8 protein-coding genes and 1 tRNA gene are annotated in these 12209 nt (G+C 73.3%); 4 read left to right on the forward strand and 5 right to left on the reverse strand.

The window, feature by feature from the left end; translation table 11 throughout:
• Positions 1–302 precede the first annotated feature (302 nt).
• The 5 genes from ACIRJR_RS10720 to ACIRJR_RS10740 all read right to left on the reverse strand — a co-directional run bounded on the left by ACIRJR_RS10720 (position 303) and on the right by ACIRJR_RS10740 (position 5930).
• Positions 303–869, reverse strand: coding sequence for a GNAT family N-acetyltransferase (locus ACIRJR_RS10720; RefSeq protein WP_403777064.1), 567 nt, complete (start codon positions 867–869; stop codon positions 303–305).
• 124 nt (positions 870–993) lie between these two features.
• Complete coding sequence (locus ACIRJR_RS10725) at positions 994–2133, reverse strand: FHA domain-containing protein (RefSeq protein WP_403777067.1); 1140 nt, start codon at positions 2131–2133, stop codon at positions 994–996.
• Positions 2134–2160: 27 nt separating this feature from the next.
• On the reverse strand, positions 2161–3948 hold the full coding sequence (locus tag ACIRJR_RS10730) for a protein kinase (RefSeq protein ID WP_403778681.1): 1788 nt from the start codon (positions 3946–3948) through the stop codon (positions 2161–2163).
• An 86-nt stretch (positions 3949–4034) separates the two neighbouring features.
• A complete protein-coding gene (locus tag ACIRJR_RS10735) occupies positions 4035–5309 on the reverse strand; it encodes a phosphoribosyltransferase family protein (RefSeq protein ID WP_403777070.1) in 1275 nt (424 codons plus the stop codon).
• Between the two features lie 548 nt (positions 5310–5857).
• Positions 5858–5930 (reverse strand) — tRNA-Arg (locus tag ACIRJR_RS10740).
• Between the two features lie 318 nt (positions 5931–6248).
• On the opposite strand from ACIRJR_RS10740, the gene ACIRJR_RS10745 reads away from it, so the two are divergent.
• From ACIRJR_RS10745 to ACIRJR_RS10760, 4 genes are all read left to right on the forward strand, one after another.
• Positions 6249–7892, forward strand: coding sequence for a dynamin family protein (locus tag ACIRJR_RS10745; protein WP_403777073.1), 1644 nt, complete (start codon positions 6249–6251; stop codon positions 7890–7892).
• Positions 7889–9844 carry a GTPase gene (locus tag ACIRJR_RS10750; protein WP_403777076.1) on the forward strand — a complete coding sequence of 652 codons (1956 nt, stop codon included), beginning with the start codon at positions 7889–7891 and terminating at the stop codon, positions 9842–9844. The genes ACIRJR_RS10745 and ACIRJR_RS10750 overlap by 4 nt, the downstream gene beginning before the upstream one ends.
• A gap of 153 nt (positions 9845–9997) precedes the next feature.
• Positions 9998–10423 carry a single-stranded DNA-binding protein gene (locus ACIRJR_RS10755; protein WP_403777079.1) on the forward strand — a complete coding sequence of 142 codons (426 nt, stop codon included), beginning with the start codon at positions 9998–10000 and terminating at the stop codon, positions 10421–10423.
• 197 nt (positions 10424–10620) lie between these two features.
• Complete coding sequence (locus ACIRJR_RS10760) at positions 10621–12090, forward strand: Cys-Gln thioester bond-forming surface protein (RefSeq protein WP_403777082.1); 1470 nt, start codon at positions 10621–10623, stop codon at positions 12088–12090.
• Positions 12091–12209 lie beyond the last annotated feature (119 nt).

The raw sequence follows: 12209 nt of genomic DNA on the forward strand, positions 1-12209 counted from the left end.
GGGAGCTCCTCAGCGGAGGGAGTGTTCCGCTCCAGATGCCGTGAAAGGTTTCAATGAGGTTGCTCGGAAGCTAAACGGGGATTGCGGGCACAGTCAATGGGTCGATGGCGAGAAGTTCCGGGGAGGAGAGTGATGTGCGATCTGAATGGGGGGAATGGGTGGGCGCCCTTGACAGGCTTCGGGGCGGCCCACTATCTTCACCGCTTTTGAATCGATTCATGCGAATCGCGCCGTGGCCGCGCATCGCTCCACCACGCGGGCGCGGAGGCGACGCCTCGCGGGGCCGCACCGGAGTTCCCGTCTCAGAAACCGGGGACGGGGCCGGTGACCGCCGGATGGTCCGGTCCGAGGAGGACGACGAGCCCCGCCCTGCCGGGCACGGGCGCCGGGACCCTGTGCCAGCCCGCGCGCCGGTAGAAGCGCAGCGTCGCCTCCGCGCCCCCTGACGTCAGCAGCCAGCACCGTCCGTCCGGGGCCGCCCCGGTGACCGCCGACAGCAGCGCCGCGCCCAGCCCGGTGCCGCGTGCGGCCGGGGTGACCGCCAGCTCGTCGACCTCCACGGCCCCGCACAGCCATGCCTCGACCCGGTCGGGCCCCAGTGCCTCGGCGACATGCCCGTAGCTGCGGCCGGAGGGGAAGACGCGGGGTGTGGTCCAGGCGGTCGCGAAGCCGCTCACGGTGTCCCCGTCGAGGCCCAGTGCGGCGGTGAACCCGGGGCGTCCGGCGTCGGCGGCGAGCCGCTCGGTGTACTCCCCGCCCGCCGAGGGGTCCTCGTTCCACGGCGGCGCCGAGAACACGTCGGAGTAGACCCGCCGGATCCCGTCGGCGTACGCCGGAAGGCTCCCGCTCCCGACCAGTCGCACCCGCATGACCGCACCACTCCCCGCCCCTGGACCGATCCGCACAGGACAGTACGCGCTCCTGTGACGCCCCGGGGGCCGGCCGCACGGCATCGGCGCCCGCGCGACGGCGGAACCGGAGCCGTCACGGTGGTCAGTGCATCCTGGTCACTTCGGCGGCTCCGGGGGGAAGCGGCTTGCGGCGCTGCCACTCCTGCGCCAGTTCGGTCGGGAAGCGGCGCCCGCTGCGGGCCAGCACCACACCTTCCACCAGCAGGAGTTCGTCACCGCCGCCGAAGCGCTCCTCCGCCGTGCCCAGCCCGCGCCAGCGTCCGGGGCCGCCGCGGCCCGCCGCTGAGCGCAGCCGGGTGGTGCCGTAACTGCTCCGGTCCAGGACGTGGACGAGCCCGTCGCTGATCCGCAGGGTCAGATGGACGCGGCTCAGACCGGTGGTCCGCTCGGGAGGGACCAGGCCGTGGAGCGCGATGCCACCCCGCCCCGGGGCCCGGCCGACCGGCACCGTGGTGCCGTTCTCCAGCGTGAACCTCGCCTTCAGCTCCCCGTCCAGCAACAGCTTCAGCTGGACCGTCGCCGTGCGCGGACCGTCGTCGACGAGGACGCCGCCGTGCATCTCACAGGTAGGGGCCGACCGGCGCATCCGGGGGAGCAGTGCCGCTGAGCCCCTGGTGGTGTCGTACAGCGTGCAGCGCCGTTCCTCACAGCGCCAGTTGCGGGACACCACGTCGAAGCGGGGCCGGCGGTGCGTGTCCAGCAGGCCCTGCTTCTTGAGGGCGTCCTCCTCCAGCTTCATGGAGATGGCGGAGGCGTGCGCGACGCCCATGTCGACGGGAGCGAGGCGTACGGTGCCCCCCGGGCCGGGGAGCGGCTCCAGGAAGTCGTCCGTGTTGCCCTGCAGCCAGGGGCGTTCGCCGCGGGCGCCGCGGAAGCGGTCGCCGGTGATGACGGGGATGCCCGTCAGCTCGCAGAGCTCCAGCAACCGGTCGTCCGCGTCGGGCAGCTCCTCGACCAGTCCGCGCCGGACCCAGCTTCCGAGCTGCCGGACGTCCCCCAGGTCGCTGAACTCCCGCCGCCCGCCGTGCCGCAGGCTCCTGTCGGCCACCAGGTAGAGCTTGACCTCCGGGTCGCGGGCCAGCGCCTTCGCGGCCTCGACGAGCAGACGCAGCCGTCGCAGGGAGCGGGCACCGGGTTCCCCGAGCCGCCGGTCGCGCACCACGTTGGACAGGTCCACGAGGAAGCAGGCCTCGTTGAAGTCCGTGGTCAGGTGGTCGTCCATGGGATTCCCCCTCCGCGCCGCCGGACGCTACTCGTCGATCTTCCAGAGGGTCAGCTTCGTCACGAGGTCCGGCAGTTCGTTGGCCAGGTCACCCTTGACCGAGTTCGGAAGGACATCGGTGATCTCCAGCATCGCGAGCGAGCCCTCGGCCGTCACCGTGCAGAGGATCATGCCCTTGGCGATGACCTCGCCCGCCTTCAGGTCCTCCGACAGGATGCTCGACGGCAGGGTGTCGGTGTCGGCGCCGTCCCGGCACTCCCGCGGACTCGTGCCCGTGCTCCTGCCCATCGGCGTGAGGAACTGCAGGTCGTCGTTGGACCAGTCCTGGTAGGTCATCTCCAGGTCCTCCTTCTCGCCGATCCTGCCGTTCGGGAACAGCTTCGGCGCGTCCAGGTCCACGTGCGTGCCGGTGCCGTACGCGGGAGCGCGGATCGTCAGCGGCTTGTCCGCGAAGACCTCGGTGTACGACGCCCCGGCCTCCGGCGCCGTGGACGCGTCCGGCGCGGCCGCGCCCGCCTCGGGAGAGGGCGAACCTCCGCTCGCCCCACTCGACCCGGTGGGACCCGCCGAGGTGCCCGAGCCCTTGGCGCCGTCGTCCGGGCGCGCGATCACCCAGGTCACCGTGACCGCGAGGACGAGGGCGACCACCGCTCCCGCCACGAGCAGGGCGCGCGGCAGGCGGCGGGCCGGAGCGGCGGGGAGCGTGGGCCCGGGAGGATTCACCGCGGGCGTCCGAGGCGCGGTGCCCGGCGCGTCCGGCGTCCAGGTGCCGGAGGGTGCGGGCTGCCCGCCGGCCGCCCCGGAGGGCGGTGGCACGGTGGCGCCCCAGCCGGTCCCCGCCGTGTCCTGGGCGGGTGCGGGCGGCTGCTGCCGGGAGGCCTGCTCCCGGCGGGCGATCTCCGCGGTGAGCTCCGGCGGCAGCCAGCCGCCGAAGTCGCGCAGCGAGCGGCCCGCCGCCCGCTCGCAGAGCCCGGCCAGCTCGGCCGGGGCGACGCGGTCCTCGGGGGCGGCGGTCAGGCAGCGCTCCAGGAGCGGGCGCAGCGCCTCCGGATACCCGTCCAGCCGGGGCGGCCGGTGGGAGGTGTTGGCGATCTGGGCGGCGATGGTGATGGCACCGCCCTCACCGTACGGATGCCGTCCGGTGGCGGCGAGGGCCGCGATCAGCCCGAGCGAGAAGACATCGGTGGCGGGGCCGACGGCGTCACCGAGCGCGTGCTCCGGCGACATGAACTGCGGAGTGCCGATCAGGCCGCCGCTGCGGGTGAGCTGGGTGGCGTCGGCGGCGCGGGCGATGCCGAAGTCGATGACGCACGGCCCCGCCGGGCCGAGCAGGATGTTGCCGGGCTTGAGGTCCCGGTGCACGACTCCGGCGGCGTGGATCGCCGCAAGGGCCTGCGCGGTGCAGCCGACGAGCTGGAACACCGCCGGGAGCGGCAGCGGCCCGTACGTCTCCAGCGCCGTGTGGAGCGCCACTCCGGGAACGTAGGCGGAGGCCAGCCAGGGCAGCGGTCCCGAGGTGTCGTGGTCGACGACGGGGACCAGGTGGTACCCCTGCACCCGGCGCGCCGCCTGCACCTCCTGCTCGAACCGGCGGCGGAATTCGGGGTCGTCACCGAACTCCTGCCGGATGAGCTTCAGGGCCACGGCCTGTCCGCCCCGCGTGTGCGACAGATAGACGGTTCCCATCCCTCCCTCGCCGATACGGGCGAGGAGCCGGTAGCCGGAGGTCTCGCGCGGATCCTGGGGGCCAAGAGGTCTGAAGATGTCGCCGTCGGTACTGATGGGGAGCCTCCCCTGCTCGTCCCTGCCAAAAATGCCCGAACGGGAGCCTACGACAGCCGATGGCCTGTCAAATCACTTCTTGTGAAAGTGAGTTCACACTTTCGGTGCGTCCCGGGAGGTTACGGCCGGCCCGGAAGAAGGTGTGCTGTGAACCAGCCCTGGGCGAGCTCCGCGACCCGGTCCAGGGCGCCCGGTTCCTCGAACAGATGCGTGGCTCCGGGGACGATCTCCAGCCGGTTCTCGCAGTGCAGCGCCTTCTGCGCCTGGCGGTTGAGGTCGATCACCGTCGTGTCGGCGCCGCCCACGACGAGCAGGGTGGGCGCCCGCACCCCGGACAGGCCGGCGCCGGCCAGGTCGGGACGGCCGCCACGGGAGACCACGGCGCCGATGCCCGAGTCCGTCGCGGCGGCGGCCCTCAGCGCCGCCGCCGCCCCGGTGCTGGCGCCGAACGAGCCGACCGGGAGGTCCACGCGGTTCCTCAGCCAGCGGGTGGTGCCGGCCAGCCGTCCGGCGAGCAGCCCGATGTCGAAGACGTTCGCGCGGTGGACCTCCTCGCCGGGCGTGAGCAGGTCGAAGAGGAGGGTGCCGAGGCCGGCGCGGTTCAGGGCCGTGGCCACGGAGCGGTTGCGCGGGCTGTGGCGGCTGCTGCCCGAGCCGTGGGCGAACACCACCACGGCGCCCGCGTCCGCGGGCAGCGTGAGATCTCCGGCGAGCCCCACCCCGCCCGCTTCCACCTCGACCTGCTCGGCCGTGACGGCGCCTCCCGTGGTCCGCGCCAGCAGCGCGACGACCTCCTCGTCGGAGGTCTGGGAGAAGTCCCTGTACCACTCGCCCACGGCGGAGAAGAGGCCCGGTGTGGAGAGGCACACGACCTCGTCGACGTCCTCGCGCAGCCGGGCGGCGGCGTCGGGCGACGCGACCGGCACCGCCAGCACGACGTGGGCGGCGCCCTGCGCCCGCACCACCTGGCAGGCGGCCCTCGCGGTGGCCCCGGTGGCGACCCCGTCGTCCACCACGACCACCGCCCGCCCCTTCAGCGCGAGGCGCGGCCGCCCTTCCCGGTACGCCCGGGCCCGCCGGAGGAGCTCGGCCTCCTCGGCGCGCTCGACGGACGCGAGGTCCTTCTCCCGGACCCCGGCGTGGCGGACGATCTCGTCGCTGACGACCCTGACCCCGCCCTCGCCGATGGCGCCGAACCCCAGCTCCGGGTGCGACGGCACCCCGAGTTTGCGGACGACGATCACATCGAGCGGGGCGCCGAGGGCCCGCGCCACCTCGTAGGCCACCGGGACGCCGCCGCGCGGGAGCCCGAGGACGACGGGCCGGCGCGTCTCCAGGTGGCCGAGAGCTTGGGCGAGCCGCCGCCCGGCGTCCGTGCGGTCGGTGAACAGCACAGTGGTTCGCCTCCAAGGAGGGAAGACCGGAACACACGCACCCCCACCTTCGAAACAATCCCATGCGCACCCGTTCGGCAAGTCGGGACAGCCGACGGCACGGAGGCGACGGGAGCGGCCCTGATCGGCATCGACGGCGTACTCACGGCGCCCCGGGCGCCGTTGCCCGGCACCGTGGAGGTGATGGAACGTTCGCGGGCTGCGGAAATCCCCCGGCGCCGGGCACCGGCACCACCTCACGGACGCGCGCCGGGATCGCCGGACGACCGGCCGGGGCGGTACCACCTGCCGGACCCCGAGAAGCGCGCCGGATTCGTGGGAAACCCATCGGATCCGCCGTGGACGTGAGTCCGACTCCGGACGCGTCACCCCGCATCCACCGCGGCCACCCGCAGGGGCGAGGTGGCATCGGGACGGCACGGATCCTCCCCGCCGTGGCCCGGGGCCGGTCCAGCGCTTACGTCCCTGCTACGACTGGCCCGCTAACGTGCCCCTGGCCAGCGAAAAGGCCCTCCGGGTCGGAGGGCCTCACAGTGGTGCGCGATGTGCGCCCCCGGCAGGACTCGAACCTGCGGCCAAGCGCTTAGAAGGCGCCTGCTCTATCCACTGAGCTACGGGGGCCGGGTGTCGGCCTGGTGTCCCGGAGGGCGCTGATTCAAGCCATCCGCGACGGTGCCGGGACAAGGATAGGGCTCAGATCGCCTCCTCCCGGTTGCTTCACCTGCGTGGCACGATGTGGAGGTTCGGTGAAGCGAACCGATAATCGCAGGTGGGTGCGATTCCTGCATCGCTTTTCGCGCCTCACGCCCCGGGTGTTGTGCACTCGTTATGCCTGCGCCCCACTCGTCCCCTCTGTCCCCTGGAGGGGATCCGCCGCGCAGGGGGGCTTATACGCTTCAAAAAGGCGTCAAAATTGGGCATTCTTCACATGTGGTAACCATGGATGTACGGCCCCAGCTCATCGACGCACTTTCCGCCCTGCGCGACCGTGTCGCTGCCGTGCGTCTTCCACTTCCGCTGCCGGGGGCCCCGCGCGCCCGGCAGACGCGGACCGAACTCCTCGCCCAGCTCGACGACTACCTCGTGCCCCGCCTCAAGGACCCCGAGGCACCGCTGCTCGCGGTGATCGGGGGATCCACCGGGGCGGGCAAGTCGACGCTGGTCAACTCGCTGGTGGGGTGCCGGGTCAGTGAGGCCGGAGTGCTGCGCCCCACGACGCGCACCCCCGTACTCGTCTGCCATCCGGACGACCACCACTGGTTCGCCGGGGTGCGGGTGCTGCCGCAGCTGACGCGGGTGTGGCTGCCTCCGGGGCAGGTCCCGGACCCGGACGGGCTCGACCACATCGGCCCCGACGGCGAGCGGGACGACACCGTGCTGCGGGTGGAGACCGCGGCCACCCTGCCCCGGGGACTGGCGCTCCTGGACGCTCCCGACATCGACTCCCTCGTCGTGGGGAACCGGGTCCTGGCCGCCGAACTCATCTGCGCCGCCGACGTGTGGGTCATGGTGACCACGGCGTCCCGGTACGCGGACGCCGTGCCGTGGCATCTGTTGCGTACCGCCAAGGAGTACGACGCCTCCCTGGTCACCGTCCTGGACCGGGTGCCGCACCAGGTGATCGCCGAGGTGTCCCGGCAGTACGCGGCCCTGCTCACCCGGGCCGGCCTGGGCGAGGTGCCCCGCTTCACCATTCCGGAACTGCCCGAGTCCGCGGGCGGCGGCACCGGACTGCTGCCCACCACCGCCGTGGCGCCCCTGCGCGCCTGGCTCACCCACCGGGCGCAGGACCCGGCGGCCCGTCAGCAGGCCGTGGGCCGCACGGCGTCCGGGGTCATCGACTCGCTCAACGTGCGGATGCCCGAACTCGCCGGGGCGGTGGCCGCCCAGTACGCGGCGGCCGTGCGCCTGACCGGTGTGGTCGAGGAGGCGTACGGCAAGGAACTGTCGCGGGTGCGGCGGCGGCTCCGGGACGGTGCGGTGCTCGCGGGCGGCGCCCGCACCCGGTGGCGCGGATACCCGCTCTACAGCTCCGCCGGAGAGCTGCTGGACGCCCTCGTGGAGAGCCTGGTGGCCCTGTTGCAGTGCGCGGTGGCGGCGTCCGACGAACAGATCCGCACGACCTGGCAGCGCGATCCGGCCACCGGGAACTTCCGGTTCGAGGAGGCGGGCCGGGAGGCGGGCGGCTGGGGGCCCGCCGAGGACGTCCAGGGCCGGATCGGCATGGCCGTACGGCGGTGGAGGCGGGTCCTGGAGGAGCTGGCCGAGGAAGAGGCCCGACTGCTCGAACGCAACGCCGCACCCGACGCCGAGACGGTGGCGGCGCTGCTGGCCGCCGCCCTCCTCGGCGGGCGCCGCGCCAGGGGCGCCGGGGAGCAGCTCGCCGAACGGATCGGGGCCCAGGGCGCGCTGCGGCTCCGCGACAAGGGCGGGGCCCTGCTCACCAGTTGCCTCGACCAGGTCATGCACGGCGAACGCGACCGGCGGCTCGCCCCCCTGGACGCGCTCGAAGTCGCCCCCGAGCCGCAGGCCGAACTGATCGCCGCGCTGTCCGTACTGCAGAAGGAGAGGTGGCAGCGATGACTGCCGTCACTGACCAGGGCCGGGACCACGGGCAGGGGCCGGAGCCGGAGCGCGACGGCACGGAGGAGCCCCGGGAGGGGGACGGGCGGCGCTGGGACGACGGGCTGATCGCCCGCCGTGCCGCCGACGCCGCGCAGGAGCGGCCTCTCCGGGCCGAGCCCGGCGCCGAGGACGAGCCCGGGCCCCAGGTCGAGGCGTACGGACTGCCCGGCAGCCCGCTGCGGCCGCGGCTGGACGCGCTGCGCGAACTGGTCGGGCTCTCCCGCGCCAGGCTCGACGGGGACACCCTCGCCGAGGCGGGGCGTGTGCTCGACGAGGCGTCGGCCCGTCAACGGCTCTCCTCCCGGCACACGGTCGTCGCCATCGCCGGGGCGACCGGGAGCGGGAAGTCCACCCTCTTCAACGCGCTCGCGGGCGTCCAGATCTCCGACACCGGGCTGCGCAGGCCGACCACCTCGGCCCCGATCGCCTGCAGCTGGACCGACGGCGCCGCCGGGCTGCTCGACCGGCTGGCCATCCCGGGCCGGCTGCGGCGCAGGCCGGTGCAGGGCGGCACGGCCACCGACGAGGCGCTCCAGGGGCTCGTCCTGGTGGACCTGCCCGACCACGACTCGGCGGCCACCGGGCACCGGGACCAGGTGGACCGGGTGCTGGCCCTCGTCGACGCGGTGATCTGGGTCGTCGACCCGGAGAAGTACGCCGACGCGGCCCTGCACGAACGCTATCTGCGACCGCTCGCCGGGCACGCCGAGATCTCCTTCGTCGTGCTCAACCAGATCGACCGGCTCTCCGGGGAGGCCGCGGACCTGGTCCTGGACGATCTTCGCCGGCTGCTCGACGAGGACGGCATGGCGGTGGGTGAGCACGGCGAACCGGGCGTCACGGTCCTGCCCCTGTCCGCGCTGAGCGGAGCCGGTGTGGGCGACCTGCGCGAACTGCTCGGCAGATTCGTCCAGGACCGTACGGCGGCGGCCCGCAGGCTCTCCGCGGACGTGGACGCGGCCGCCGCACGGCTCCGTCCCGTGTACGTCGCCGAGGGCAGGCCGGGGCTGGGGGAGCGGGCCCGTGAGGAGTTCACCGACCGGCTCGCCGAAGCCGTCGGCGCCTCGGCGGCCGGGCAGGCGTCGGAGCGCGAGTGGCGCAGGAACGCGGGGCGGGCCTGCGGGACGCCCTGGCTGCGGCTGTGGCGCTGGTACGAGTCCACCAGACAGCTGGGCGGCCTGGACCTGATGGCCCAGGCCCTCGCGCCGCCGGAGGAGGAGCTCACCGCCCGGCAGCGGGTGGAGCAGGCCGTGCGGAAGCTGGCGGACGACGCGGTGGACGGGCTGCCCACGCCCTGGGCGCAGGCCGTGCGGGAGGCGGCGGTGAACGGGGCGAAGGGGCTGCCGGAGGCGCTGGACGAGCTTGCCCGGAACGCGCAGGCGGGAGCCGTCGGCCGAGGCCGCGGGGGGAGCCGGGACACCGGATCCACGCCTGCGGGTACGACTGTCAAGGGCGTGGAGACGGGCCGGGGGAAGCGCCGTCCGGGCCACACGGCCACCGCTCCCGCCGCGTCCGCGGGGGCTCCGGGAGGCCGTGCCGCCAGGCCGCCGCGCCCGGCGTGGTGGCCTGCGGCGGTGCTCGCGCAGGCCTCGATGACGCTGCTCCAGGTGTTCGGCGGCCTGTGGCTGCTGGGTCAGATCGTGGGCGTCCTCGAACCCGGGCTGCTGATCCCGGCCCTGCTCATGCTGGCCGGGGTGGTGGGCGGTCCACTCGTCGAGTGGTCGTGCGCGGCCGCCGCACGGGGGCCGGCCCGCCGGTACGGGCAGGAGACGGAACGGAGGCTTCGCGAGGCCGCCGCCGGCTGCGGCCGGGCCAGGGTCCTCGACCCGGTGGCGGCGGAACTGGCGCGCTACCGGGAGGTGCGGGAGCGCTACGTGGCGGTGACGGAGTTCTCCACAACCGGCGGATGATCCACAGGCTCCCGCGGGATTTCCGAGTCCGGTCCAGCATGGGGTGCGGACCGGACAGACGCACCGGGCCGCACGTCGTCCCACCGCATCGGGGCGGGACGGACGACGGGGCGGAAAGCGTACGGAATGTGGCAGGGAATCGGGGGACGGGAAATGAACGAGACCTTGGTGACGCTGGTGGGAAACGCCGCGACGCCGGTGGACTTCCGCGAGACGGCGACCGGATCGACGGCGCGATTCCGGCTGGCGGTGACGCCCCGGCGGTGGGACCGGGAGCAGCAGAGCTGGACGGACGGCCGCACCGGTTTCTACACGGTGTGGGCCCGGCGGACACTTGCGGCGAATCTGTCCGGATCGGTGTCGGTCGGTGAGCCGCTCGTCGTGCACGGCCGTCTGAAAGTGCGCGAGGAGGAGCGGGACGGGGTGTGGAGGACCTCGGTGGACGTCGAGGCCGTGGCCGTGGGGCATGACCTGACCAGGGGGACGGCCGCGTTCCGGCGGGTGGCCAGGGCCGACCCGACACTGACTGCGCCTACGCATCGTCAGAAACCGGCCACGGAAATGGCATCGATGTCCTGAAGGGGAGCGGGCGCGCCGAACGGAGCGATAACGATTACGAGTCGGAATGCTTATGTGACGGCATGAAGGGGGATTCCCCTTCGCTCGCTCCTTACGATTCCCCAGTACTCATGCGGCACTTGAGTTTGCTGGCGAGACACCTCCCACACGCGCCCCAAGCGTGAAGGTCTCGCCCGGAGGGGAATTCTGTGTTTTCTGTGTCTTCAGCATCCACTTCGTCGTCGACGGCGGCGGTGGAGGGCTCCCCAGGGGGCCGGAGCAAGGGTCACGGCCGCGGTCTCGTCAGGACGGCCGCCGCGGTGCTGGCCACCGGGCTGGTCGCTGCGGGAACGATCGTCGGAGCGACGGCCGCCACGGCCGCGCCGACGGACGAGACGGGCCAGCACCATGGTGGTGCGGTCGCCGTGCTGGACGGTCTGAAGACCTACGGCACCGCCGAGCTCAACACCGGTGAGGGCAAGAAGCCCCAGGAGCTGCCCGCCGGCCTGTTCGAGATGAAGGTCGACGGCGGCGGCACCATCCAGACGTACTGCATCGACTTCCACACGCCCACCAAGGACGGCGCGAAGTACCTGGAGACCCCCTGGGACCAGTCTTCGCTCGGCGCCAACCAGGACGCCGGCAAGGTGCGCTGGATCCTCCAGCACTCCTACCCGCAGGTCAACGACTTCGCGGCGCTCGCCGAGAAGGCCGGTACCGGCCCGCTCGACGAGAAGACCGCCGCCGCCGGCACCCAGGTCGCCATCTGGCGCTTCTCGGACAAGGCCGACGTGACGGCCAAGGACGCGAACGCCGAGAAGCTCGCCGACTGGCTGGAGGCGAACGCTCAGAACGTCGCGGAGCCCAAGGCGTCCGTGGGGCTGTCTCCCGCCGCGGTCTCCGGCAAGGCCGGGGAGAAGCTGGGTCCGGTCACCGTCCACACCGACGCCGGCAACGTCTCGGTGGCACCGCCCGCCGACGCCGCCGCCAGCGGGGTCCAGGTCACCGACAAGGCCGGCAAGCCCGTCACCGAGGCTGCCGACGGCACGGACCTGTACTTCTCCGTCCCCCAGGACGCCACCGACGGTTCCGCCTCGCTCTCCGTCCAGGCCTCGACCTCCGTGCCCGTGGGCCGCGTGTTCGCCGGGCTGATCAAGAGCCAGACGATGATCCTCGCCGGCTCCAGCGAGTCCACCGTCTCCGCGACGGCGACCGCCACCTGGGCCGACAAGGGCGCCGTCCCGGCGGTGACCGCCGAGAAGAACTGCGCCAAGGGCGGCGTCGACATCACCGCGAGCAACACGGGTGACGAGGCGTTCACCTTCGAGCTCGCCGGCACCGAGCACACCATCCCGGCCGGCGAGACCCGCACGGTGACCGTCCCGGTCGGCGAGGACGAGGCCTACGACTTCACGATCACCGGCCCCGGCGGCTTCAGCAAGAACTTCAAGGGTGTCCTGGACTGCGAGACCGCCGGTACCCCCGCCCCGGGTGACGACGTGACCACCCAGACGGGCTCCGAGCCCACGCCCGCCGCGAGCGCCCCCGGTACCGAGGGTGACCTCGCCGCGACCGGCGGCTCCAGCGCCACCCCCGTCATCGCGGGTGTCGCCGTCGCCCTCGTCGTCCTCGGCGGCGGCGCGATCTTCTTCCTCCGCCGGAAGAAGACGCAGAGCAGCGGTGAGTGACTGAGCACGGGCGCAGCGGTAGGGCGCCGGTGAAGTGCCTGGTACGGACGTCCGTACCAGGCACTTCGCGTTCCCCGGGCCGCTCCGGGCGGCCCGGCGGACGCGCCGGGCCCGTACCG

This window comes from Streptomyces sp. NPDC102402, from assembly GCF_044765765.1.
In the GTDB taxonomy this organism is placed as follows: domain Bacteria; phylum Actinomycetota; class Actinomycetes; order Streptomycetales; family Streptomycetaceae; genus Streptomyces.

Bases quoted from the DNA above. Each gene is read 5' to 3' on its own strand.
- ACIRJR_RS10720 (WP_403777064.1), bottom strand. From the start codon at position 869: ATGCGGGTGCGACTGGTCGGGAGCGGGAGCCTTCCGGCGTACGCCGAC.
- ACIRJR_RS10725 (WP_403777067.1), bottom strand. From the start codon at position 2,133: ATGGACGACCACCTGACCACGGACTTCAACGAGGCCTGCTTCCTCGTG.
- ACIRJR_RS10745 (WP_403777073.1), top strand. From the start codon at position 6,249: ATGGATGTACGGCCCCAGCTCATCGACGCACTTTCCGCCCTGCGCGAC.
- ACIRJR_RS10750 (WP_403777076.1), top strand. From the start codon at position 7,889: ATGACTGCCGTCACTGACCAGGGCCGGGACCACGGGCAGGGGCCGGAG.
- ACIRJR_RS10755 (WP_403777079.1), top strand. From the start codon at position 9,998: ATGAACGAGACCTTGGTGACGCTGGTGGGAAACGCCGCGACGCCGGTG.